Source organism: Limimaricola litoreus (assembly GCF_024159025.1).
Classification (GTDB): domain Bacteria; phylum Pseudomonadota; class Alphaproteobacteria; order Rhodobacterales; family Rhodobacteraceae; genus Limimaricola; species Limimaricola litoreus.
In genome coordinates, this window is sequence record NZ_JAMYXC010000065.1 from 1 (window position 1) to 22,477 (window position 22,477).

The 22,477-nt window shown below is 69.9% G+C and carries 23 protein-coding genes and 1 tRNA gene; 11 read left to right on the plus strand and 13 right to left on the minus strand.

The genetic code is table 11. The features are described from left to right. On the minus strand, positions 1–1,502 hold a 1,502-nt coding region (locus tag NHG85_RS04940; protein WP_253330375.1), incomplete at its 3' end, for a putative bifunctional diguanylate cyclase/phosphodiesterase. A gap of 88 nt (positions 1,503–1,590) precedes the next feature. After that, positions 1,591–2,475, minus strand: coding sequence for a tRNA 2-thiocytidine(32) synthetase TtcA (ttcA, locus tag NHG85_RS04945; protein ID WP_253330377.1), 885 nt, complete (start codon positions 2,473–2,475; stop codon positions 1,591–1,593). 134 nt (positions 2,476–2,609) lie between these two features. Between ttcA and NHG85_RS04950 the strand changes: the two genes are divergently transcribed. Beyond that, on the plus strand, positions 2,610–3,113 hold the full coding sequence (locus NHG85_RS04950; protein WP_253330379.1) for a superoxide dismutase family protein: 504 nt from the start codon (positions 2,610–2,612) through the stop codon (positions 3,111–3,113). On the opposite strand, the gene yidD is transcribed toward NHG85_RS04950, so the two are convergent. From yidD to rpmH, 3 genes are read right to left on the minus strand one after another with little or no spacing between them, the layout of a single operon-like run. Continuing rightward, a complete protein-coding gene (yidD, locus tag NHG85_RS04955) occupies positions 3,114–3,335 on the minus strand; it encodes a membrane protein insertion efficiency factor YidD (RefSeq protein ID WP_253330381.1) in 222 nt (73 codons plus the stop codon). Next, on the minus strand, positions 3,332–3,733 hold the full coding sequence (gene rnpA, locus NHG85_RS04960; protein WP_370362973.1) for a ribonuclease P protein component: 402 nt from the start codon (positions 3,731–3,733) through the stop codon (positions 3,332–3,334). Before rnpA ends, yidD begins: the two co-directional genes overlap by 4 nt. A gap of 11 nt (positions 3,734–3,744) precedes the next feature. Continuing rightward, positions 3,745–3,879, minus strand: coding sequence for a 50S ribosomal protein L34 (rpmH, locus tag NHG85_RS04965; RefSeq protein ID WP_017928060.1), 135 nt, complete (start codon positions 3,877–3,879; stop codon positions 3,745–3,747). A 242-nt stretch (positions 3,880–4,121) separates the two neighbouring features. Here rpmH and NHG85_RS04970 point away from each other — a divergent pair, with 242 nt between their 5' ends. The 5 genes from NHG85_RS04970 to NHG85_RS04990 all read left to right on the plus strand — a co-directional run bounded on the left by NHG85_RS04970 (position 4,122) and on the right by NHG85_RS04990 (position 8,573). Further along, complete coding sequence (locus tag NHG85_RS04970; RefSeq protein ID WP_253330383.1) at positions 4,122–4,868, plus strand: TVP38/TMEM64 family protein; 747 nt, start codon at positions 4,122–4,124, stop codon at positions 4,866–4,868. After that, the gene (locus tag NHG85_RS04975; protein ID WP_253330385.1) at positions 4,865–6,283 is read left to right on the plus strand and encodes a dihydrolipoyl dehydrogenase family protein; all 1,419 of its coding nucleotides are present in this window, start codon (positions 4,865–4,867) and stop codon (positions 6,281–6,283) included. The genes NHG85_RS04970 and NHG85_RS04975 overlap by 4 nt, the downstream gene beginning before the upstream one ends. 34 nt (positions 6,284–6,317) lie before the next feature. Next, a complete protein-coding gene (locus NHG85_RS04980) occupies positions 6,318–7,715 on the plus strand; it encodes a sensor histidine kinase (protein ID WP_253330388.1) in 1,398 nt (465 codons plus the stop codon). Positions 7,716–7,820: 105 nt separating this feature from the next. Then, positions 7,821–7,897 (plus strand) — tRNA-Arg (locus NHG85_RS04985). 148 nt (positions 7,898–8,045) lie between these two features. Further along, entirely contained in the window at positions 8,046–8,573 is a 528-nt protein-coding gene (locus tag NHG85_RS04990) for a DUF2934 domain-containing protein (RefSeq protein WP_253330389.1), read from the plus strand. An 85-nt stretch (positions 8,574–8,658) separates the two neighbouring features. Here NHG85_RS04990 and NHG85_RS04995 read toward each other — a convergent pair whose 3' ends face one another. After that, a complete protein-coding gene (locus NHG85_RS04995; protein ID WP_253330390.1) occupies positions 8,659–9,363 on the minus strand; it encodes a tellurite resistance TerB family protein in 705 nt (234 codons plus the stop codon). Positions 9,364–9,539: 176 nt separating this feature from the next. Between NHG85_RS04995 and NHG85_RS05000 the strand changes: the two genes are divergently transcribed. Next, a complete protein-coding gene (locus tag NHG85_RS05000) occupies positions 9,540–10,676 on the plus strand; it encodes a glycosyltransferase (RefSeq protein ID WP_253330391.1) in 1,137 nt (378 codons plus the stop codon). Between the two features lie 3 nt (positions 10,677–10,679). Here the strand turns inward: NHG85_RS05000 and NHG85_RS05005 are convergent, their stop codons facing one another. From NHG85_RS05005 to NHG85_RS05015, 3 genes are read right to left on the minus strand one after another with little or no spacing between them, the layout of a single operon-like run. Further along, a complete protein-coding gene (locus NHG85_RS05005; protein ID WP_253330392.1) occupies positions 10,680–11,594 on the minus strand; it encodes a galactosyltransferase-related protein in 915 nt (304 codons plus the stop codon). 17 nt (positions 11,595–11,611) lie between these two features. Continuing rightward, entirely contained in the window at positions 11,612–12,733 is a 1,122-nt protein-coding gene (locus tag NHG85_RS05010) for a glycosyltransferase (protein ID WP_253330393.1), read from the minus strand. Beyond that, positions 12,730–14,793, minus strand: coding sequence for an HAD-IIB family hydrolase (locus NHG85_RS05015; protein ID WP_253330394.1), 2,064 nt, complete (start codon positions 14,791–14,793; stop codon positions 12,730–12,732). Before NHG85_RS05015 ends, NHG85_RS05010 begins: the two co-directional genes overlap by 4 nt. Before the next feature lie 158 nt (positions 14,794–14,951). Here NHG85_RS05015 and NHG85_RS05020 point away from each other — a divergent pair, with 158 nt between their 5' ends. The 4 genes from NHG85_RS05020 (at position 14,952) to NHG85_RS05035 (ending at position 19,986) form a co-directional block, all read left to right on the plus strand. Then, on the plus strand, positions 14,952–15,740 hold the full coding sequence (locus NHG85_RS05020) for a sulfotransferase (RefSeq protein ID WP_253330396.1): 789 nt from the start codon (positions 14,952–14,954) through the stop codon (positions 15,738–15,740). A 115-nt stretch (positions 15,741–15,855) separates the two neighbouring features. Further along, complete coding sequence (locus NHG85_RS05025) at positions 15,856–17,409, plus strand: coiled-coil domain-containing protein (protein WP_253330398.1); 1,554 nt, start codon at positions 15,856–15,858, stop codon at positions 17,407–17,409. A gap of 20 nt (positions 17,410–17,429) precedes the next feature. After that, positions 17,430–18,455, plus strand: a complete 1,026-nt coding sequence (locus tag NHG85_RS05030; RefSeq protein ID WP_253330400.1) for a sodium:calcium antiporter — start codon at positions 17,430–17,432, stop codon at positions 18,453–18,455. Positions 18,456–18,549: 94 nt separating this feature from the next. Beyond that, entirely contained in the window at positions 18,550–19,986 is a 1,437-nt protein-coding gene (locus NHG85_RS05035; protein WP_253330401.1) for an alanine/glycine:cation symporter family protein, read from the plus strand. 53 nt (positions 19,987–20,039) lie between these two features. Here the strand turns inward: NHG85_RS05035 and NHG85_RS05040 are convergent, their stop codons facing one another. From NHG85_RS05040 to NHG85_RS19670, 4 genes are all read right to left on the minus strand, one after another. After that, complete coding sequence (locus NHG85_RS05040; RefSeq protein ID WP_253330402.1) at positions 20,040–20,702, minus strand: trimeric intracellular cation channel family protein; 663 nt, start codon at positions 20,700–20,702, stop codon at positions 20,040–20,042. Between the two features lie 96 nt (positions 20,703–20,798). After that, positions 20,799–21,194, minus strand: a complete 396-nt coding sequence (locus NHG85_RS05045; protein WP_253330405.1) for an antitoxin Xre/MbcA/ParS toxin-binding domain-containing protein — start codon at positions 21,192–21,194, stop codon at positions 20,799–20,801. Positions 21,195–21,275: 81 nt separating this feature from the next. Then, a complete protein-coding gene (locus tag NHG85_RS05050; RefSeq protein ID WP_253330407.1) occupies positions 21,276–22,223 on the minus strand; it encodes a LysR family transcriptional regulator in 948 nt (315 codons plus the stop codon). Between the two features lie 27 nt (positions 22,224–22,250). After that, positions 22,251–22,382: a hypothetical protein gene (locus NHG85_RS19670; protein WP_256500143.1), complete on the minus strand. Its 132-nt coding sequence runs from the start codon at positions 22,380–22,382 to the stop codon at positions 22,251–22,253. Positions 22,383–22,477 lie beyond the last annotated feature (95 nt).

A 22,477-nucleotide genomic window follows, 5' to 3' on the forward strand; every position in this document is an offset into this window, starting at 1 on the left:
CGGGCCCGCATCCAGGCCTCGGCCTCGGGGCGCGGCATCGGCCGGCCGATGCCGAAGCCCTGCGCATGGTCGCAGCCGAGCGATGTGAGCATGTCGCGTTCGCCCTGCGTCTCGACCCCTTCGGCCAGGGTTTCGAGTCCGAGCCGCTCGGCCATGGTCAGGATCGCCGAAACCATCTTCTGCTGCTCGGCATCCTCGTCGATTCGGCTGACGAAGGAGCGGTCGATCTTGATGCGCTGGATCGAGAAGCGGCGGATCGAGGTGATGGCGGCATGGCCGGTGCCGAAATCATCGAGGTCGAGTTGGCAGCCCAGTCCCGAAAGGCCCGAGAGGTTGCGGACCACCACGTCCTCGATCCGGTGCGCCACCACCGTCTCCAGCACCTCGACCGCCAGCCGCCCGGGGCGCAGGTCGAAGCGGTCGAGCTCCCAGGCGAGGCGGTCGACGAGGCGCGGATCCGCCAGTTCGACCTGCGAGAAATTGATCGCGACCTGCGGCACCTCGAACCCCGCCGCGTCCCACAGGCGCAGCGCGTTGAGCCCATCCTGCACCATCACCTCGCCCAATCGTCCCATCAGCCCGGCCTGCTCCATCACCGGCAGGAACTCGGCCGGCGAGATGAGGCCGCGCCGGGGGTGGTTCCAGCGGGCCAGCGCCTCGACCCCGGTGAGCCGGCCGTCGCGCAGCGAGATCTGTGGCTGGAAATGCGCGGCCACGTCGCCCCGGTCGAGCGCGGCGGCGGCCTCGTCCACGAGGCCGTTGCGAATGCGGACGCGGTGGCGCATCGCCTCGGAATAGCAGCGGATGGAGCCCGGATCGCCGCGCTGCGCCTCGATCAGCGCCAGCGTGGCGGCGTGCAGCAGCTCGGTCCCGCCCGGGCGGTTCAGCCGGGCCGCCAGCGCGAAGCCGAGCGAGATGGTGACCCGGACCTTCGTGCCGCCGCGCTCGACCGGATCGGCCACAACCTCCTGCAGCCTCTGGCCGAGCTGGATCGCGGCCTCGAGGTCGAGCCGGCGCGACGAGGAGAGCGCAAGCCCGAAACAGGCCCCATCGAGCCGGGCGAGGACATCATCGTGCCGCGACCCGGCCTGGAGCCGTTCGCCCACCACCCGCAGCAGGTCTTCGATCAGCGCACGGTCGTGGCGCTGTTCGAGCTGCTTGAAGCCGTCGATCTCGAGCACCATGGCCGCGACCGCAGACGCCGCACCGCCGGGGCGGGCGAGCATCTGGTCGAGACTGCCGGTGAGCGCCGCCCGGTCGCCCAGCCCGGTCAGCGCGTCGCGCGTCGCCATGCGCGACAGGATCGGCCGGCCCAGCGCGCTCGAGACCGTCAGCGGCAATGCGATGACGACCAGCACCACCGCCCATGCGCCGCCCAGCGCCAGCGCCGCGAGCAAAAGCGCGGGCGCCAGCCCGAGCGTCAGCGGCCGCCCCAGCCGGTCGAGCTGCCACCGGGAGAGAGGGGAAAAGCGATGCGACGTGAGACCGGCCAAGCTGCGCATGGTGTCCTTTTCCTGCCATGGGGGCCCTCGCCGCGATTGCGGCCGGCCTGACAGGACGACACCCTAGAAAGCCAGTCTGAGCGGTCTGTTAACGCGCGGCCGGCCCTTTGTTAAAATTGTCCTCGTCCGTTTCGGACGCCCGCGCGAGCGCCATGAAGTCGAACAGCGCCGGGTCGAGCATGTGGCTCGGGCGCACCTGGCTCAGCGCGGTGAACATCTTCTGCCGCCGGCCGGGCGCGTTCCTTTCCCACTGGTCGATCATCTGCTTGATCTGCTGACGCTGCAGCCCGTCCTGGCTGCCGCACAGGTCGCAGGGGATGATGGGATAGTTCATCGCCGCGGCGAATTTCTCGCAATCGGCCTCGGCCACATGGGCGAGCGGGCGGTAGAGGAAGAGATCGCCCTCGTCATTGAGCAGCTTGGGCGGCATGGTCGCGATCTTGCCGCCGTGAAAGAGGTTGAGAAAGAAGGTCTCGAGCATGTCGTCGCGGTGATGGCCCAGCACCACCGCCGAGCAGCCCTCCTCGCGCGCGACGCGGTAGAGATTGGCCCGCCGCAGACGCGAGCACAGCGCGCACATGGTCCGGCCCTGCGGCACCTTGTCCATGACGATGGAATAGGTGTCCTGATACTCGATCCGGTGCGGCACCTTCATGCGCTCCAGAAACTCGGGCAGCACGGTCGCGGGAAAGCCCGGCTGGCCCTGATCGAGGTTGCACGCGAGGATCTCCACCGGCAGCAGCCCGCGCCATTGCAACTCGGTCAGCGCCGCGAGCAGCGTGTAGCTGTCCTTGCCGCCCGACAGGCAGACGAGCCAGCGCGCGCCGCGCTCGACCATGCCGTATCTTTCGATCGCCTCGCGCGTGTCACGGATGATCCGCTTGCGCAGCTTGCGGAACTCGATGGTCTTGGGCGCCCCGGCAAAGAGCGGGTGAATGTCGTCGTGGCTGTCGTCTTGGACGTCGTCGAGCATGGCGGGGGCTCCTCAGGGATCGGCGGGGATATGCCACGCGCACGGGCGCGGGGGAAGGGCGACGGAACGCGAGGCGGTGGCAATCGTTTCTCGCGAAGGGCGGCATGGCCGCTCGCGAGCAAAGGGAGACCGACATGAAGACCCTGACGATCTGCGCGGCGCTGATGGCGCTGCCCGCGAGCGTCTCGGCCCAGGATGCCGTGGCGGAGATGATCGGCGTGGACGGCACCGAGATGGGCACCGTCGCCTTCACCCAATCCCCCAATGGCGTGCTGCTGACGCTCGGCATCACCAATCTGCCCGAAGGCGGCCACAGCTTCCACATCCACGAGACCGGCGCCTGCGAGCCGGATTTCGAGGCGGCGGGCGATCACTTCAACCCGGACGGCGCCGAGCACGGCTTCCAGAACGAGGCGGGGCCGCATGCGGGCGACATGCCCAACATCTACGCCGATGCCGAAATGGAGGTGAGCGCCGACATGTTCACCGACCGGATCTCGATGCAGGAAGGCGCTGAGAACAGTCTGTTCGACGAGGATGGCTCGGCGGTCATCGTCCACATGAACCCCGACAGCTACCAGACCGAGGCCGGGGCGGGCGACCGCATCGCCTGCGGCGTCATCACGCTCAGGCAGTGATCAATCGGGGACGTTGTCGATGCCGCTGCCGCCCCAGGGGTGGCAGCGGGCCAGCCGCCGCAGCGTCAGCCAGCCGCCCCTGAGCCCACCGTGCTTGTCCAGCGCTTCGAGCGCATAGGCAGAGCATGTCGGGTGAAAGCGGCAGCCATGGCCGACCATCGGCGAAAAGGTGAGCCGGTAGGCTCGCACCGGCAGCGCGACGAGTCGCGCAAGCGGGCTCATGCCTGCGCGTGGACGCGGCTCAGCGCCCATTCGAGGTCGCGGCACATCTGCTCGAGATCATGGGCGGCGGTGACCTCGGCCCGCCCGATCAGCACGTAATCCCAGCCCGCGCGCCCCTGCTCGGGCAGCACGCGGCGCGCCACTTCGCGCAGGCGGCGCTTGGCGCGGTTGCGCGCCACGGCATTGCCGACCTTCTTGGAGCAGGTGAAGCCCACCCGCATGGTCTCCGCACCGTCGCGGCGCGGATTGCCTTGCAGGTGAAAGCCGGTCGTGCCCTGCCGCAGCGCCCGCGCGGCGCGCAGGAAATCGGGGCGCTTGCGCAGCTTGTCCACGCCGACGCCGAAAGACCCCTGCGCAGCGACCTCTCGGCCTGCCACGGGGGTCTCTCGATCTGCCACCTGATCGGAAATCAGGCGCTCAGGACCTTGCGGCCCTGCGCGCGGCGGGCGTTGATGATCTTCCGGCCGGCCTTGGTGGCCATGCGGGCGCGGAAGCCGTGACGCGACTTGCGCACACGGTTCGAGGGTTGGAACGTGCGTTTCATTGCGCTTTCTCCGTCTCAAGGGGCCGCGCCGTCCGCCGTCCATGCCGGATTCGGGGCCTGCCATATTCGAAGCCCGTGCCATAGAGAGGCCGGGCCGGGCTGTCAACGCAAGCCGGGCCTGAATCCCCGCATGATGCCGAATGTTACAGTCCGGCCCGCGGGATCAAGAGCCTGCGAGGGGGGTGGGCGGCCCCACCGCCGCGGTGCATGTCTGGATGCACATACCGCAGGAGAGGGCCGACATGCCACGCGACACCACGGACGAGATTTCCCCCGGCAGGCCGGGATGGCTGCGCCTCCTGCCGCTGATCGCGATCGGCCTCGTGGCGCTGACGGGCGCCTTTTTCCTGCGCGACCTGCTGAGCTTCGAGACGCTGCGCGACAACCGCGAGGCGCTGATCGCGTGGCGCGACGCCAATTACGCGCTCGCCGTGGCGGGCTTCATGGCCGCCTATGTCGCCATCGTCGCCTTCTCGCTGCCCGGTGCCACCGTGGCGACGCTGACGGGCGGGTTTCTCTTCGGCACCTTTCCGGGCGTGGCCTACAACGTCATTGCAGCGACGATCGGCGCGGTGCTGATCTTTCTTGCCGCGCGCGCGGGTCTCGGGCAGCGGCTGTCGCGCGGCATGGACACTTCCGAAGGGCGGCTGAAGAAGATCAAGGACGGCATCCGCGAGAATCAGTGGTCGATGCTGTTCCTGCTGCGGCTGTTGCCGGTGGTGCCGTTCTTCATGGCCAACCTGCTGCCGGCGCTGGTCGGCGTGGGCCTTGGTGCCTTCGCGGTGACCACGCTTCTGGGCATCGCCCCCGGCGCGCTGGTCTTCACCTCCGTGGGCGCGGGGCTCGGCGCGGTCTTCGCCGCCGGGGAGACGCCCGATCTCGGCCTCATCTTCGAGCCGCATGTCCTCCTGCCGCTGCTCGGCCTCGCCGCGCTTTCGGCGCTTCCTCTCGTGATCAAGGCCGTGAAGGGCCGGAAAGGCCTCGCATGAGCCATATCGACTGTGACATCTGCATCATCGGCGCCGGATCGGGCGGGCTTTCGGTCGCCGCCGGGGCGGCGCAGATGGGGGCGCGCGTCGTCCTGATCGAAAAGGGCGAGATGGGCGGCGATTGCCTCAACAGGGGCTGCGTGCCCTCCAAGGCGCTGCTCGCGGCGGCCAAGCAGGCGCATGCGATGACCAAGGGGGCCGAGATGGGTATCACCCCGGTCGCGCCCGAGATCGACTTCGCTGCGGTGAAGGACCACGTCGCGCGCAGCATCGCCACCATCGCGCCCGTGGATTCGCAGGAGCGCTACGAGGGCTTCGGTGTCACGGTGATCCGCGAACATGCGCGCTTCACCTCGCCCGAGGAGATCGAGGCGGGGGGCACCACCATCAAGGCGCGCCGCTTCGTGCTGGCCACCGGCTCGCGGCCGTTGGTGCCGCCAATCGACGGGATTGAAGACACGCCGTATCTCACCAACGAGACCATCTTCGATCTGCGCGAGAAGCCCGACCACCTTCTGATCATCGGCGGCGGCCCGATCGGCATGGAGATGGCGCAGGCGCATCGCAGGCTGGGTTGCGAGGTGACGGTGATCGAGGGCGCCAAGGCGCTGGGCAAGGACGACCCAGCGCTTGCCAGGCGGCTGCTGACGATGCTGCGCGACGAGGGCATCCGGATCGAGGAGGGGGCCAAGGTCACCGCCGTCTCCGGGACCGAGGGCGCAATCCGGGTCGAGACCGAGACGGGCGCCTTCGAGGGCTCGCATCTCCTGATGGCCGTGGGGCGCGAGGTGGTGACCGAGGGTCTCGGGCTTGACGTGGCACACGTGAAACAGGGGCCCAAGGGGATCGCCGTCGGCGATGATCTGCGCTCCGAGACGAATCGCCGGGTCTATGCGGTGGGCGATGCGGCGGGCGGGCTGATGTTCACCCATGTCGCGGGATACCATGCGGGCGTCATCATCCGCTCCATGCTGTTTGGCTTGCCATCCAAGGCGAAGACCGCGCATATCCCCTGGGCCACCTATACCGATCCGGGCCTCGCACAGGTCGGGCTGACCGAGCGCCAAGCGCGCGAGGCGCATGGCGACGCGCTTGAGGTGATCCGCGCCGAGTACGACGAGAACGACCGCGCCATCGCCGAAGGGCGCACCGCGGGCACGCTCAAGCTGATGGTGGTCAGGGGGCGGCCGGTGGGGGCGACGATTCTCGGCGCCCATGCCGACGACCTGATCGGCGTCTGGGCCATCGCCATCGCGAGCGGCACCAAGCTGTCGAAGATCGCGGGGGCGGTGCTGCCCTATCCGAGCTTGGGCGAAATCAACAAGCGCGCGGCAGGCAACTATTTCAGCAGCAGGTTGTTTGGTAACGAGTGGGTGAAGACTGCCGTCCGGGCGGTCCAGCGCTGGGTGCCTTGAGGCCCCGGTCGTCCGGCGGCGCAGAAGGGATCAGATGTTCAATACCCTCTCCGGACGTTTCCTCGCTCTGACCACGGTCTTCGTCATGCTGGCCGAGGTGCTGATCTTCGTGCCCTCCGTGGCGCGGTTCCGGCAGGATTACCTGCAGCTGCGACTGGAGCGTGCGCAGATCGCCTCGCTGGCGCTTCTGGCGAGCGAGACGCTCGACGCCGAGCTGGAGGCGGAGCTTCTGGAGAACGCGGGCGTCTACAACGTGGTGCTCCGGCGCGACGAGGTGCGCCAGCTCGCGCTTTCCTCGCCGCTGCCCGAGCCGATCCACGCCACCTATGACCTGCGCGACGTCTCGGCGCTGACCCTGATCCGCGACGCGCTGGGCACGTTGATCGATGCGGACGAGCGGATCATCCGCGTGATCGGCGATCCGGTGCAGCAGGGCGGGCTGCTGATCGAGGTGACGATGGACGAGATGCCGCTGCGCGCCGAGATGATCGATTACGGGCTGCGCATTCTGTTGCTGTCGGCGGTGATCTCGGTGGTGACGGCGGCGCTGCTCTTTGCCGCGGTGCAGGCCTTTCTGGTGGTGCCGATCAAGCGCGTGGTCAGCCAGATCCAAAGCTATGCCGACGCGCCCGAGGATGCGCGCCGCATCATCGCCCCGCGCGCCAGCCTGCGCGAGCTGCGCGAGGCGGAAACCGCGCTGCAGGCGATGGAGACGCAGCTCACCGGCGCGCTCAGGCAGAAGGACCGCCTGGCACAGCTCGGCTCGGGCGTGGCCAAGGTCAGCCACGATCTGCGCAACATCCTCACCTCGGCCCAGCTTTTCGCCGACCGGCTCGACAGCTCCGAGGACCCGCTGGTCAAGCGCATGGCCCCCAAGCTCGTCGGCTCGATCAGCCGCGCGGTGAGCCTGTGCGAATCGACGCTGGCCTTCGGCCGGGCCGAAGAACCGCCGCCCAAGCTCGCCCGGTTCGAACTGGCGCCCTTGGTGAACGAGGTGATCGAGGCCGAACGCCTCGCCACGGGCGACGCCGAGATCGCGTTCCTTGAACAGGTCCCGCCCGGCCTCGTGCTGCGCGCCGATTCCGAGCAGCTGTTCCGGGTGCTGTCGAACCTCGTGCGCAACGCCCGGCAGGCGATCGCGGCGACCGGTGCCGCGGGGCGTGTCACCGTCTCGGCGCGCGAGGAGGACGAGGCCTGGTGGATCTGCGTCGAGGACACCGGCCCCGGCCTGCCGCCCCGCGCCCGCGAGCACCTGTTCAGCGCCTTTCGCGGCGGGGTGGCCAAGGGCGGCACCGGCCTCGGTCTCGCCATCGCGGCCGAACTGGTGCGCGGCCACGGCGGGCAGCTGGAGTTGGCGCGCTCGGACGAGACGGGCACCGCCTTTGCGATCCGTCTGCCGCGCAACGCGCCGGGCCTCACCGCGTCCGGCTGAGCCTGCCGCCACGGCAGGCGGGCGCATGGAGGAAAAGCGCGAAATTCCTCAAAACGGCCCTTGCATGTCCCGGCACCGGACGGTAGATCGGCCTCACTCTACAGCGGACTGGTAGCTCAGTTGGATAGAGTACTTGACTACGAATCAAGGGGTCGGGGGTTCGAATCCTCCCCAGTCCGCCACTTCCTTCCCGGAGAACCGAAGAGACCGATGAAGCCCCTCCGGGGGCTTTCGTCGTTTGGCCCGCCTTCTTTTTGGGAGGAGGACTCGAAATCATGCCGATCCGCGATACCTCCCGAAAAGAACATGGTTTTCTATCGGGAGGGCCCCATGGCCGACGACAGGGAAGAACGGATCCGGCAGCGCGCCTATGACCTGTGGCAGCGCGAAGGCGCGCCCGAGGGCCGCGATCAGGATCACTGGCACGAAGCCGCGGCGCAGATCGACGCCGAAGCGACGGGCGACTCGGAGGTCGCCATGGAAACCTCGGCGGCCGCCGGTCTCGCCGGGCGGGCCGATGGCGGGCCGAAAGGCGCCGCCGGTCTCGACGATCAGGATCTCGACCAGGCCCATGCCAACATGACCGAGGCGCCCGGCGAGCAGGTCGCCGATGCCACCCCCGCGACGGGCGGGCGCCGCAAGGCCGCGGCCAAGACGCGCGAACCGGGGGCCGCGCCGAAGCGGGGCCGCCCGAAGAAGGCCAAGCCGGTCGATGAGGCCGATCCGGGCAAGCTTGGCGCGGCACCCGGTGGCAACACGGTGGATGCGGGCAAGAAGAAGGTCTCGCGCCGCGCCGTGCGCTCAGGCCCCGAAAAGACCGCCGGTGCCTATGCCAAGGGGCCGACCGAAACCGAGTGACGCCCCTTTCCCGGCCCCGGACAGATGAAAGGCCGCTCCATGACGGAGCGGCCTTTCGCTTGTCTCGTGCCGATTCGAGAAGGGCTCAGGGAGCCAGTTCCTCGGCCTCGCGCGCCTCCTCCTCGGTGATGTCGAGCCGATGGCGCAGCAGGGTCAGATAGGCCCGGTTCGCTTCGGTCTCCGAATCCACCGCCGCGCGGGAGGCGAGGTAGAACTCGATCGCCGTGTCGTGATCGTTGATCTGGGTGAGCAGCGTGTCGAGCGGCTTGGGGTTCTCGATCTCGGTCGAGATCAGCCGCCGCTCGTCGGCACTGGCCTCGGCCTCGTCAAGCTGCCCGCTGATGCGCTGCCGCTCGTCCATCGACAGCGTGCCGTCGGCATGGGCCGCGGCGATCATGCCGCGGATCAGCAGGAGCGCGCGGTCGTCGCTCATCTGCTCGGCAGCCTCGGCATGGCGCGGATCGGGTGTTTCCGAGGATTGCGTCTCACCGCCCAGCGCCCCGGCGATCTGGTCGAAGATGCCACTCAGCCCCGAGCTTGCACCCGTTGATCCACGGGTGCTCGTGGGCCCGCCCGTATGCGCGGTCGAGCCGCTGGCGCGCTGGCGCGACTGGTGATCGTTGTAGGCCTTATAGGCCATGTATCCGAGTGCCGCGACGCCCGCCTTGCCGCGCAGGCCGCGACCGCCGAGGCCGCCCAGAAGTGCGGCGTTGCCGAGCGAGCCGCGGCGACGACCGCGACCGGCCATGCGCGAGGCCAGCATGACGCCGAGAATGCGTTTGAGGCTCATGGGATTGTCCTTTCCGCCCTGAGTTCGTCGGAGCAACGACGGGGCGGGCGGCTTCGTTCCGCCCCCGTGCCCCGGCCCGGTGCGCCCGGCAGCCTGTGCGCCCTCGCACCCGCGCTTGACCCGTGGCTCTCGCGGTGCAGCTTGCAGCCCGAGCCACACCGACCGGAGCCGCCCCCGTGAAGATCGCCCTGATGACCCATATCCGCCATCCCGTGCGTCCGCCCTTCATGGGCGGCATGGAGGCGCATGGCTGGCATCTCGCGCGGGAGCTTGCGGCGCGGGGCCATGCCGTGACGCTGTTCGCCAGCGGCGACAGCGCGCCGCCCCCCGGCGTGACGCTGCACCCGGTGGTGGCCGAGCATTACGACCGCCGCTTTCCGTGGCATGATTTTCACGGCACCGATGTGCTGAACGATCATCTCGACGCCGCCTTCGCCGGCGCCTGCCGCGACGTGGCGGCGGGCGGGTTCGACATGGTGCACAACAACACGCTGCACCGCTTCGTGCCGCGTGTTTCGCGCGCGAAACGCCTGCCCATGGTCTCGTCGATGCATGTGCCGCCCTTCGCGACGCTACGCCGGGCGATGAACGACAGTCTCGCGCCCTGGCATCTCGTCACCACCTGCTCGCGCCGCCAGCTCGGTCGCTGGTGGGACGATACGCCGCCCTCGGCCCGCGTCGTCGGCAATGGGATCGCGCTGGCCGACTGGCCCTACCACGTCCAAGGCGACGGTTCGGCGGTCTGGGCCGGGCGGATCACCCCGACCAAGGGCGCGCATCTCGCGGCGCAGGCGGCACGGATCGCCGGTGTGCCGCTGACGCTCTACGGGGTGGTCGAGCACCGTGATTATTTCGAGGATGAGGTGAAGCCGCATCTGGGCGGCGACATCCGTTATGGCGGGCATCTCGCGGGCGCCGATCTCGCCGCCGCCTTCGGCCGGGCCTCGGCGCTCCTCTTCACGCCGCTGTGGGACGAGCCTTTTGGCCTTGCCGCGATCGAAGCCATGGCCTGCGGCTTGCCGGTCGCGGCGATTGAGATGGGAGCGGTGCGCGAGGTGATCGGCGACTGCGGTGCCTATGCGCCGCCCCATGACGCCCATGCCCTCGCACGCGCGCTACGGGAGGCAATGGCGCTGCCACGTGAAGCGGCGCGAAACAGGGTGGCAAAGCGTTTCTCGATCCGGGCGATGGTCGATGGCTACGAGGCGCTTTACGACGAGGCGATCGCGGCGCGCGACACGGGTTGGCCCGACATCGCCTACGCGCCGCACGAGCTGCGGCTGGCCCCGGAGGTCGCTCCCGCCGGGGCCTGAGCGCTACTGCGCGGCAATCGCGCCGGCGCGGCGGCGTTCGATCTCGCGGATCACCTCGGCCGAGTTGCAATAGGGACGGTGGCTCTGGTGCCGCGTCAGCTCCAGATCCGCCTCGGAGGGTGCGCGCAGGATGCGGATTTCGTCCTCGTCATGCGCGATCAGCCCCATCAGGGCAAAGGCGTGCAGCCAGTGGCCCATGGTGCGATGCCCCCATTTTTCGCGAAACAGCTCGGCATTGCGCACGACGCTTTCTAGGTGATGGACGGGCGGCATGTGGTGCGGGTGATACTGGTGATAGGCCCGCGCCCCCTTGGCCCAACCGATCTTCACCCCGGCCTTGTCGAGCACGCGGCCGAAATCGGTGTCCTCGCCGCCATAGCCGTGAAACCGCTCGTCGAAGCCGCGCACGCGCTGGAAATCGGCGCGGCGGATCGCGAAGTTGAGCGACCAGAAGCAGCGGTAGTCGTTGCAGTCGCGCACGCCTTCGGGCGGCGGGCCCTGCCGGTCGGAATGGCGCTCGGCCACCGCCTCGAAATCGGTATAGTCCCAGCCTTCGCGGTTCACCCCGTCGGGCAGATACATGACCTCGCCCATCACCAGCCCGTCGAAAGCGGCGAGGTGACGGCGGTAGTCGGCGACGAAATCGGGGGCGGGGATGCAGTCCACGTCGAGGAACAAAAGCTCGTCACCCTTGGCCTCGCGCACCGCGAGGTTGCGCGCCTCGGCCAAAGGCAGGCTGTCGCGGATCAGCTCGACCTGCCGCACCGGAAAGGGGGCCTCGGGCAGGTCATAGGCCTCGGGCTGCATCCGCACGATCACCAGCTCGGAGGGCAGCTCGGTCTGGCGGGCGAGGCCGCGCACGAGATTGGCAAGATGGGCGGCGCGCCCGCGGGCGATGGTCAGGACGGAAGCGGTCATCCGGGATCTCCGATGTGTCATTCGGCAACGAGTGCGAGCGGGGCCTCGGCCCCCCAGGCGCGGTGAATCAGCTCTTCGAGCCAGTGGGCGGTGGCTGTGGCCGCATCGGCATCGACGAGGGCGCGCATGCGCCCGGCGTCGTGCCGGGCCAGCGCCGCGTCGAGCGCCGCGCGCCAGGCATGGGCCGAGGAGGGCAGGTGCGGCGCGACATGGGCGATGCCCGCCGCATCGAGCGCGCGGGCCTTTTCGTGCTGCTCGTCGAAATAGCGCCATTCCGGCACGGCGATCCATGGCACGCCCGCGGCCATCACCTGGTGGCAGGTGGTATTGCCGGTCGAGGCGATCACCAGATCGGCGGCGGCGATCCGGTCGGCCGCGTCATCGACCCAGCCGTGATGGGTGAGGTTGCCTGGCTCGGTGGCGTGCCAGTCGCGCTCGACATGGCCGATCGTGTGCCAGCGCCAGTCCGACAGCGCGCGCGCGCCCACCCCGATGGGGGCCTGCGCGAAGCCCGAGCCGCCGCCGCCCGAGACGACGAGGGCGATCTTCTCCTCCGGGCCATGCCCGAGCCGCGCGCGCGCCTCGGCGCGATTCGGCATCGGCGCGATGCCGAGGCCGCCCGCGAAATGCGTCTTGGCGGTCATCCAGTCGGGCCAGTCCGGCTGCGCCAGTTCGGCATGGCAGGGCGCCAGAAGGCCAAGCGCGCCGCGATAGGCGGCCACATGCCCCGGATCGCTGCGGTCGCCGTGCTGGACCACCTTCACATGCGGGACCGAGCAGATCCGCGCGAGCTGCGCGATCTCGGCCGAGACGTCGCAGATCATCAGCGCCGGGTCGGCCTCGCGGAACCAGCTGGCGATGGTGCCCATTGCCTCGCGGATGCCGGGCCAGCCCACGGGCGCGCAATGCAGCGTGTCGGGCGTGTCGAGATCGGCCAGCCCCGGCGCCTCCGCCCCCGTGGCCTGAAACAGCGAAGGGATGGTGACGATCCGCGCCTGGGCGGGCAGGGGCGGAAAGATGTCGTCGCGCGCGCAGAAGATCACCAGCGGCCGCTCGGGCGGCAGCGCATGGGCGAGCGCCGCGCAGCGTTCCGCATGGCCGCGGCCCTGGTGGTGGACAAAGTAGCCGATCGGTCTCATTCCGCCGCCATCCGCCATGCCGGAGCCTCCGCTCGCTCGTGCAGCCCGGCCCAGGCCAGCCCGTCGAGCAGCCCCGCGGCATGGGACTCGCGGCTGCGGTAGAGGCCGGGGCGCTGCGGCAGGCGCGCCAGATCGGCATCGGCATTGCCGACGACGATGGCCCGCCCGGCGGCGCGCAGCATGCATTCGTCATTGCCCGAATCGCCCGCCGCGACGCAGTGCTCCAGCGTCAGCCCATAGGCCTTGGCCAGATGCGCGATGGCGGCACCCTTGCCCGCGCGCACCGGCAGCACGTCGATCAGCCGCCCGTGCGAGGCGATGACCCGCGCCGCGAGGCCCGCCATGTCGAGCCGGTTGCGGATGCGCATCGCCTGTCGCGCATCGCCGAAGTAGCTCAGCTTCCATGGCCGCTGCTCGATCGGCGGCTGGGGCCGGATCGAGGGGCTGTCAAGCGTGGCGCGGATTGCCTCGCGGTGCCAGTCGCTCTCGATCTCGCGGGCCCAGCTCGCGTCGAAGCCGAACCGTCCTTGGGCGTCGCGCCGATAGATCTCGGAGCCCACGGAGGTAATGAAGGCATCAGGCTCGTCGATCTCCCATTCCGCGAGGATACGCCGCGCCTCGGTGATGCTGCGCCCCGTCGCCACGGCGAAGAGCGCATGACCCCCGGCGCGCCAACGGGCGAATTCGGGCAATGCCGCGGAATCGCCGGTCAGCGTGTTGTCGATGTCGCTCGCGAGAATGCGCGATGGCGCGGCGAGGGGGCATGGGCGGGCGAGGCGAGCCATGAGCTGCGCCACCCGCGCGGCCCAGCCGTCCCAGGAATAGGCCTCGTCATGCCCTTGGGCCGCGGCGCGGCAGCGCGTGTGCAGATCGGCCTCGGTGAGCAGCCGCGACAGCGCCGCCCCGAAGACTTGCGGATCGGTCGGCTCGGCCAACAGGCCATGGCCGATGCGCGCGACGATGTCCGACGGCCCGCCCCGGCAGGTCGCCACCACGGGCAGGCCGGAGGCGGCGGCCTCGAGGATGGTCAGGCCGAAGGGCTCGGTCAGCGCCGGGTTGGCAAAGACGCCGTGGCCTTCGGCGGCTAGGGCGTAGAGCCCGGTCAGGGTCGCGGCGTCATGCTCGGGCGGCAGGGCCACCCGACCTTCGAGCTTGTGATGGCGCAGCGCCGCCTCGATCCCGGCGATCACGCGGCGCTGCTCGTCGCTGCCCTGCCGGGTGGGGCCGCGCAGACCGGCGAGGATCACGAGATTGGCGCGCTCGCGCAGGCCGGGCGCATTGGCATAAGCCTCGACCAGCCCGGCGAGGTTCTTCTTCTCGACGGGGCGCGCCACGGCGAGGATCATCGGCTTGTCCGCGTCCTTGAGCCACGGCGCGATGAGCGCACGGGCCGCTGCCCGGTCGGGGGCGGCAGGCAGGGTGGCGCCGGGGGAAATGCAATGAACGCGGGCCGGATCCGCGCCCGGGTAGGCACAGACCTGCCGCTCGGCCTCCTCGCGCGAGGAGACGACGGTGGCGCAGGCCCCCGTGATGGCGCGGGTTTCGGCGGCGATGCGGCGCTCCATGCCCGATGCGGCGGCGCTGGAGGCGCTGGAGGCGCTCGCCATGGCCTGCGCCTTGTCGAGGCCGAGCGAATGGGGCGTGTAGAGCACGGGGATGCCGAACCGCTCGCGCGCGGCGAGAGCGACATGTGCGGCATCGGCGAAATGGGCGTGGATCGCGTCGGGCTTGCGCGGCAGGGCGTCGAGATGGCGCAGGAAAGCTTCAGTGAAGGCGTCCAGCCGCGCCTCCAGCGCCTCCTTGGAGAGATAATCCGCAGAGCCGTCGTCGATCCGCAGAATCGCGGATTTCGGCCCCAGCCGCTCGTGGCGCTGGGCGTAGTTCATGCCTAGATCGGGGCGGTCGAAGCGTCGGGTGACGACCTCGACCCGTTCGATGTCGGACCGCGCCTCGAGCGCCCGCGTGGCTGCCAACACATAGGCGATGTGACCGCCGGTATCATCGGTCAGCCCATAGGGGATGGGCGGCGCCTTGAGGCAGCCGCCGAGCGCGATCTGCATCACGTACATCGGAGAAACTTTCGCCAAACTCTGGGTTTCGGCGGCCCAATGCCGGGTCGCACCCTCCGGTTCCCCGCTTGTTCCGTGACGTACAGATACGGACTTCGGGCGCGCCCGCCCTAGCTGCCTGCCGAGCGCGCCAGACAAGGGGTCGAACCATGCGTCATCGTTACCTGTTCATTGGGGGGTTGCACCGGTCGGGCACCTCTCTCGCCGCGCGGATCGCGGGCTCGATCGAGGGGATTGGTACGATAACGGACGCGCCGGTGCCGGAGAACGAGGGGGTCTACCTGCAGGGCGCGATTCCGCATGACGCGCTGGCCGGGGCGCCGGGGCGCTTTGCCCATGATCCCGCGCAGCACCTTGTCGAGGGCGGGCGTTTCGACCAGCGCGAGGTGCGCGACCGGCTGGAGGCCGATTGGACGCCGTGGTTTCCCGATACGCCGTGGCGGGCCGAGAAATCGCCGGTGAACCTACTGCGCAGCCGGCTCTATCAGCAGCTCTTTCCCCTCTCGCAATTCGTGATCGTCACCCGTCACCCGGTCGCGGTGGCGCGGGCGACCGAGAAATGGAGCGACCTGACCGAGGCGGATCTGGTGGCGCATTGGGGGCGGGCTCACGCCCTGGCGCTGGCGGATGCCACGCGACTGCACGCGCGGCTGATCCTGCGCTACGAGGATCTCGTGGCACACCCGGGGGCGGCGCGGCAGGCCCTTGCGGCGTTCTGCGCGCGGCCGGGGGAAGGCCGGGCGCCCGAGCCGGTGCGCAATGGCAATCTCGATTACGACCTGCGCGAGCGGATGCCGCTGCCGGAGGAGGCGAGCGCGCCGATGGCGGCGCTGGGCTATGGGCCGAACGGGGCCGTCCTGCCGCTTGAAACCCCTGCCGTCGTGCATCCGCTGCGCGAGCAGCGCGAGGCGGTCGCGCGGATCTGGCCGCCGGGTTGACCGCCCGCCCGAGGATTTTTCGCTCACCCGGCGGAACCCTGCGCGCTTGCCCCGGTTGGCCCATCGCGACAAGAATGAGGCACGCGCCCCGTGCCGCGAGGGGAGATTTCACGACATGACCGATACAGCCGAGCCCGCCAAGCGGCCCAACTCGTCTAAGTTCTGGATCGCGGTGGCCGCCGCGGTGATCGGCTGGATCCTGGTGTTGTGGCTGCTCATCGCCCGCTCCTCGATCGGCGGCGATCTGGAGGAGACGCAGCTTCGCGTGGTAGAACTCGAAGACCAGGTGGCGGTGCAGACCGAGACCATGGGCAGCATCGAGGCGCTGCGCGGCGAGCTTGACCAGCTCAGGGTCGAGGAGCAGGAGCTCGAGAACCGCCGTGCCACGATCGAGGCCGAGATCGCCCCCGCCGAAGCACGGCTGCAGGAGCTTTCGGGCCAGATCGCCAGCGCCGAGGCCGACCTCGGTCAGGTGCAGGCACAAACACAGACTCTTGAGGAGCGCCTCGCGCCGCTGCGCTCGGAGCTCGACAGCATCGAGACCCGCCGCGCCGATGCGCTGGAAAACTCCGAAACGGCGATGGCCGAGCTGCGCGATGTCACCGACCGGCTCGAACAGGCCCGCAACGAAGAGGCCGAGCTGCGCCAGCTTCTCGCGACGCTGAGCACCGAGGCCGCCGAGCTGACCGAACAGGTCTCCCAGGCCGAGACCAGGCTGGGCGACCTGCGCGCGCAGAACGACACGCTCGGCCAGCAGGTCTCCGAGGCGGAGGCCCGGATCGCCGAGCTCACCGAGCGCCGCGACGGGCTGCAGACCGAGGTGGCGCGGCTGTCCGAGGAGCACGAGGCGCTGAGCGGCGAGGTCGAGGCCGCGCGCGATCAGCAGCAGCTCTTGCAGGAAGAGGTCGCACGGCTGGCGCAGAACCTCGCCATGCGGGCCGAGGAACTGGCACAGGTCGAGAACCGGATCGCCAGCGTCACGACGCGCGGTGGCACCTCGACCGCGGCCGCGCCCCGGAGCGCGCGTCCGATGATCACCGAACTGCCCGCCGAAGCCGAGGCCGGGACCGAGGCCGAAATCGAGGCCGGGACCCAGGAAGAGGCGACTTCGGCCAGTGAGACCGGCACGCCCGCGCCCATCGTGCCGCGCGCCACCGAAGCCGAGGCGCCCGCGCGTCCGCAGGTCACGGATCTGCCGCAGGAGGAAGAGGCTGTTGCCGCCCCGGTCGAAACCGAGGCTACCCCGACTGAGCCGGAAGTCGCCCCGGCCGAAACCGAGGAAACGGCGGTGCCCGCTGAAAATGCGCCCGATGGCCCCGAGGACGCGCCCGCAGGCCCCGCCGCCGCGCCGGCCAACAGCGATGCCACCGAGACCGCGGTCCCTGCGGCGGCCATCGAGCCCGGTCTCTACCGGCTCGGCCCGATCGCGGTGAAATTCGCCGAAGACGGGCGCTTCAGCATGGCCGGCAGCGACCAGCTGGGCCGCGTCAACGGGGTCTACAGCGTCGCGAACGGCGTGCTGACGCTCGATGAGGCGCAGGGCGACACCGGTTCGGCGATTTTCCCGATGCGCTGCGACATCACCGAGGCCGAGAATGGTTTCGCCATCGTTGACAGCGACGGCTCCTGCGCGCTGTTCGAAGGCCGCGAGTTCACGGTCGCGCAATGACGGCCAAGACCGCACCCTAGATGGATCTCGCCGGGCTTTCGCTCTGGGCCGTCGCCGGCATCTTTGCGATGGCGGCGGCGGCCATCGCGCTGGCCGGGGTGCGGCTGGCGCATGTGGCCGACGCGCTGGCCGACCGCACCGGCATGGGAGAGGTCGTCGCGGGCGCGCTCTTCGTCGGCGCGGCGACCTCGCTGCCCGGCGCCATCACCTCGATCTCGACCGCGGCCCAGGGGGCCTCCGGCCTCGCCGTCGGCAACGCGCTGGGCGGGCTGACGGCGCAGACCGCCTTCATTGCCGTGGCCGACCTGTTCTACCGCCGCGCCAATCTCGAACATGCCGCCGCCTCGGTCACCGGCCTCGCGCAGGGCGTGCTGATGGTGGTGCTGCTGTCGATCCCGCTCATCGCCGCCTCCGAGCCGCAGATTACCATCTGGGGCGTGCACCCCGCCTCCCTGCTGATCCCGGTGGGCTACGCCTTCGGCCTGCATCTGCTGAGCCAGATCCACGACGAGCCGATGTGGCACCCGGTCCAGACCGAGGAGACGCGCGAGGAGGTCTCCGAGCCCGACCGCGAGGGCGGCACCTCCGACAGCGGGCTGTGGCTGCGCTTTGCGCTCTATGCCGGGGTGACGGCGGTGGCGGGCTGGGTGATCGGCGAGGCGAGCCTCGCGCTCGTCGAGATCACCGGCATGGGCGAGAGCGCGGTCGGCACGATCTTTGCCGGGGTCGCCAATTCGCTGCCCGAGCTGGTCACCGCCATCGCGGCGGTGCGGATCGGCGCGGTCAGCCTTGCCGTCGGTGACATCATTGGCGGCAATGCCTTCGAGGTGATGTTCCTTTCGGCGGCGGATTTCTTCGACGAGGGCTCGATCTACGCCGCGATCACGCCCGGGGACCGCACGACCGCGCTCATCGCCATGCTGATGACGGGGGTGCTGCTCCTGGGCATGTTGCGGCGGCAGAAGGCCGGGCCTGCGACGATCGGATTCGAGAGCGTTCTGGTGCTCGGGCTCTACGCGGGCTCCGTGGTGCTGGTGCTTCTCTGACGCGGTTATCGTGAACAATGCGTTGCGCCGCTTGCGCAAACACGCCACAGAGCCGCACCTTGGATACTGCGCGCGTTAGGGGAGACAGGACCATATGACACAATTGCAGACCTTATTCGGCTGGATCGGCGACGCGACCTGGGGATGGGCGCTCATCCCGTTCCTGGTCGTGCTCGGCGGGGCCTTCACCCTGATGTCGGGCTTCGTGCAGCTGCGCTTCTTCGGGCGCATGTGGGGCGTGCTGTCGGATGGCGGCAACCGCGACGGCGGCGTCTCCTCGCGCGAGGCGCTGCTGGTTTCGATCGGCGGCCGGGTCGGCGGCGGCAACATCGCGGGCGTCGCGGTGGCGATCACGCTCGGGGGGCCGGGGGCCGTGTTCTGGATGTGGGTCGTGGCGCTGATCGGCATGGCGACGTCGCTGTTCGAATGCGCCCTGGCGCAGCTCTACAAGCGGGGCGAGCCCGATGGCACCTTCCGCGGCGGGCCGGCGCAATACATCATCCACGGGCTGGGCAAGCGCTTCACCTGGCTGGCGATGCTCTATGCCGCCTGCCTGCTGGCCTCCTTCGGCCTGGGCTTCTCAGCCTTCCAGGGCAACACCGTGGCGGTCGCCGCGAATGACAGCCTCGGGCTCGACCCGATCTGGGTCGGTGCCGGTCTCGCCCTCGTGACCATGGTCATCGTCTTCGGCGGCATCCGCCGCATTGCCAAGGTCTCGGACGTGGTGATCCCGGTCATGGCGCTGGGCTACATCGTGCTGGCGCTGGCGGTGATCGTGCTCAACATCACCGACGTGCCCGCGGCGCTGTGGACCATCGTCGCCAACGCGGTGGGCCTCGAGGAAGCGGTCGGCGGCGGCGTCGGCGCGGCGGTGGCGCAGGGCATGCGGCGCGGTCTGTTCTCGAACGAGGCCGGCCTCGGCTCGGCGCCCAACGTGGCGGCGGCGGCGGCGGTGCCGCATCCGATCAGCCAGGGCATTGTGCAGTCGCTCTCGGTCTTCATCGACACCATCATCATCTGCACCTGCACCGCGCTCATCATCCTTCTGGGCGACGTCTACGTGCCCGGCGCGAGCGATGTGGACGGCGTGGCGCTCACCCAGCAGAGCCTCGTCGATCACCTCGGGGCATGGTCGCAGTATTTCCTGACCGGGGCGGTGCTGCTCTTTGCCTTCAGCTCGATCATCTACAACTACTACCTCGGCGAGACCGCGCTGTCGGTGCTGTCGGACACGACCATCGCGCGCGTGGCGCTGCGCATCGCGGTGCCGGCGGTGGTGTTCCTTGGCGCGGCGGCGCCGGGGGCGACGGAGGTGTTCTTCTTCTCGGATCCGCTGATGGGGCTTCTGGCGCTGGTGAACCTGCTGGCGCTGGCGATGCTGTTCCCGGTGGGGCTGCGGCTTCTGGCCGATTACCGCCGCCAGCTGCGCGCGGGCGCGGTGGAGCCGGTGCTGGAGATCTCGGACTACAAGGATCTCGACATCGATCCCGCCGCTTGGGCCAGCCCGGCCCGGACCCGGCCGCTTGGCTGACCGCTTTGCGACACGCGATGAGGAAAGGGGAGCCGATGGCCCCCCTTTTCACGTCACGGCCTGGTTTCGAAACCGGTGGGCGGGTTCTTGCGCCCGGGGCGCGAGCGGTAGGCCGGCATCGACCAGCCGCGCCACAGCGCCAGTATCCGCAAGGTAAAGGCGGCGCCGAAGCCCGCCAGCGCCGCGGCCTCGCGATCCGCGCCGATCCCCACCAGCGCGGCGCAGGCCGCGGCCCCCAGCATCGAGGCGGCGACATAGATCTCGCGGCGCAGGATGACCGAGGGCTCCTGGCCCAACGTGTCGCGGATGATGCCGCCGACATTGGCGGTGACCACGCCCATCGCGATGGCCACGGTGACGCCCGCGCCCGCATCGAGCGCCTTGAGCGTGCCGACGACGCTGACCAGCGCCATGCCGAAGGCATCGAGCCACAGGATGTAGCGGTAGCGGTATTCGATCAGATGGGCCGCGAAATGCACCGCGATCGCTGTAGCGAGGCAGACCAGCACCGTGGCGGGCTCCTCGACCCAGAACACCGGCAGGCCGAGCAGCAGGTCGCGCAGCGTGCCGCCGCCGACGCCGGTGATCACCCCGAACCAGACGAAGCCGAGGATGTCGAGCTCCTTGCGCGAGGCGACCAGCGCGCCGGTGGCGGCAAAGGAGATGGCGGCGATGACGTCGAGCGCCACGAGCAGCTGGGCGATGGGCAGATCCATGGGGAACGGACTCCGGCGGGAAGGGCGAAAGGCGCCCTCCTACCCGCCGGCGCGGGGCTGTCAACCGGGCGCTATCTGCCGGTCAGGCCTGACCCCTCAGGCGGCGAGGGGGGCGTAGGCGTCGCGCAGCCGGATGAGATCCGCGATCCGCCCCGAGGCCATCAGCTCCAGCGGGCTGCGCCGGCCCAGCCGGGGCTGGCGCGCGCGGATCCAGTCGGCGGCGCCCAGCGCGGCGGCCTCGGCGCGGGTGGCGACATGGATGTCGCGCAAGAGCGCCATGCGGCGCAGCCGCTCACGATCTACGATCTCGACCCGGCCCGCACACCAGCGCCGCCAGCTTTCGGGCTGCATGCCGCCCAGGATCGCCACCATCTGCGCATCGCGCAGCTCCCAGACGCGGGCCAGCAGGACGGTCGTGCGCACGAGGGGGCCGGTTTCGGCCTGGCTGACGGAACGTTCGGGGGCCTCGATGGGCTGGGCGGCTGCGAACAAGGGCGATCTCCTTTGGCTCTCGCTTCCGATATACCCGAGTCGCGTGACGGGATCAGAAACGGTTCCCCGACAGGAGCCCGATCAGCAGATATCTGCCGACCGGAGGGGCGTGGCCTGCGCTTCGGCCTGCGTGACCGCAGAGGCCACGCGGCCGCAGACATGGTCCATGAAGATGCGGATCTTGGGGTCCTGCAGCCGCCGGTGGGTGTAGAGGCAGGCCATCTGCACCGGCAGGGGCGGGGTGTCATGGCACAATGTGACGAGCCGCCCCGCAGCCAGATGATCGGCGATCTCGAAGACTGGCTTCAGGGCGATCCCCGCCCCGTCGAGCGCCCAAGCCGTCAGCACGTCGCCATCGTCGCATTCAAGCCGCCCGGAAACGGGGTAGGGGCGCGGCCCCTCGGGCGTCTGCAGGGTCCAGCGAAACTCGGTCGCGCCGGGAAAGCGCAGGTTGAGGCAGGCGTGTCCGCCCGAGACCAGCGCCGCACCGTCGCGCGGCGCGCCGTGGCGCGCGACATAGTCGGGGGCGGCGCAGAGCACGCGGGCGCAGCTGGCAATCTGCCTTATGGTGAGATCGCTGTCGGCGGGGTGGCCGAGGAAGAACCGCAGGTCGATCGCCTCGGCGGCGAGGTCGATCCGGCGGTCCGACAGCCGCAGCCTGAGATCGACCTTGGGATAGGCCTGCGCAAAGCCGGGCAGCTGCGGCGCGATCAGCCGCCGCCCCACCCCGAGCGGGGCGGCGACATGGATCGTGCCGCGCGGAGTCTCGGTGATCTCTGAGACCCGCGCCTCGGCTTCCTCGACCTTTTCGAGCACCTCGCGCGCGCCCTCGTAGAAGCTGCGCCCCTGTTCGGTGGGAGAGAGGCTTCGCGTGGTGCGCTGGAACAGGCGCACGCCCAGATGCGTCTCGAGCTGGCCGATCCGCGCCGAGGCGACGGCGGCCGAAATTCGCATGTCGCGCCCGGCGGCGGACATCGAGCCCAGTTCATAGACCCTCACGAAGGTGCGGATGTTGTCGAGATAGGCCAAGGGGGCTCCGTCGCTGCCGCCCTCTCGTTACCCTGCCGCGACGCGTGGAGCCAGAGCCGGCGCGGCAAGACCGCCCATCCGGCGCAGATGGGCCAGCACCTCCTCGATGCCGCGCCCGTGGCGCAGCGCGCAGAAGCTGTCGGCGCGCGCGCCGCGCATCCGGGCCGCATCGCGTGGCCACCCTCGGCCAGCAGCCGCAGCACCAAAAGATCGGGGCCAGCAGAGAGGGCACGGCGGTGGCGGGCAGCATCGCG

Bases quoted from the DNA above. Each gene is read 5' to 3' on its own strand.
- ttcA (WP_253330377.1), bottom strand. From the start codon at position 2,475: ATGCTCGACGACGTCCAAGACGACAGCCACGACGACATTCACCCGCTC.
- NHG85_RS04950 (WP_253330379.1), top strand. From the start codon at position 2,610: ATGAAGACCCTGACGATCTGCGCGGCGCTGATGGCGCTGCCCGCGAGC.
- yidD (WP_253330381.1), bottom strand. From the start codon at position 3,335: ATGAGCCCGCTTGCGCGACTCGTCGCGCTGCCGGTGCGAGCCTACCGG.
- rpmH (WP_017928060.1), bottom strand. From the start codon at position 3,879: ATGAAACGCACGTTCCAACCCTCGAACCGTGTGCGCAAGTCGCGTCAC.
- NHG85_RS04970 (WP_253330383.1), top strand. From the start codon at position 4,122: ATGCCACGCGACACCACGGACGAGATTTCCCCCGGCAGGCCGGGATGG.
- NHG85_RS04975 (WP_253330385.1), top strand. From the start codon at position 4,865: ATGAGCCATATCGACTGTGACATCTGCATCATCGGCGCCGGATCGGGC.
- NHG85_RS04980 (WP_253330388.1), top strand. From the start codon at position 6,318: ATGTTCAATACCCTCTCCGGACGTTTCCTCGCTCTGACCACGGTCTTC.
- NHG85_RS04990 (WP_253330389.1), top strand. From the start codon at position 8,046: ATGGCCGACGACAGGGAAGAACGGATCCGGCAGCGCGCCTATGACCTG.
- NHG85_RS04995 (WP_253330390.1), bottom strand. From the start codon at position 9,363: ATGAGCCTCAAACGCATTCTCGGCGTCATGCTGGCCTCGCGCATGGCC.
- NHG85_RS05005 (WP_253330392.1), bottom strand. From the start codon at position 11,594: ATGACCGCTTCCGTCCTGACCATCGCCCGCGGGCGCGCCGCCCATCTT.
- NHG85_RS05010 (WP_253330393.1), bottom strand. From the start codon at position 12,733: ATGAGACCGATCGGCTACTTTGTCCACCACCAGGGCCGCGGCCATGCG.
- NHG85_RS05015 (WP_253330394.1), bottom strand. From the start codon at position 14,793: ATGCAGATCGCGCTCGGCGGCTGCCTCAAGGCGCCGCCCATCCCCTAT.
- NHG85_RS05020 (WP_253330396.1), top strand. From the start codon at position 14,952: ATGCGTCATCGTTACCTGTTCATTGGGGGGTTGCACCGGTCGGGCACC.
- NHG85_RS05025 (WP_253330398.1), top strand. From the start codon at position 15,856: ATGACCGATACAGCCGAGCCCGCCAAGCGGCCCAACTCGTCTAAGTTC.
- NHG85_RS05030 (WP_253330400.1), top strand. From the start codon at position 17,430: ATGGATCTCGCCGGGCTTTCGCTCTGGGCCGTCGCCGGCATCTTTGCG.
- NHG85_RS05035 (WP_253330401.1), top strand. From the start codon at position 18,550: ATGACACAATTGCAGACCTTATTCGGCTGGATCGGCGACGCGACCTGG.
- NHG85_RS05040 (WP_253330402.1), bottom strand. From the start codon at position 20,702: ATGGATCTGCCCATCGCCCAGCTGCTCGTGGCGCTCGACGTCATCGCC.
- NHG85_RS19670 (WP_256500143.1), bottom strand. From the start codon at position 22,382: ATGCGCGGCGCGCGCGCCGACAGCTTCTGCGCGCTGCGCCACGGGCGC.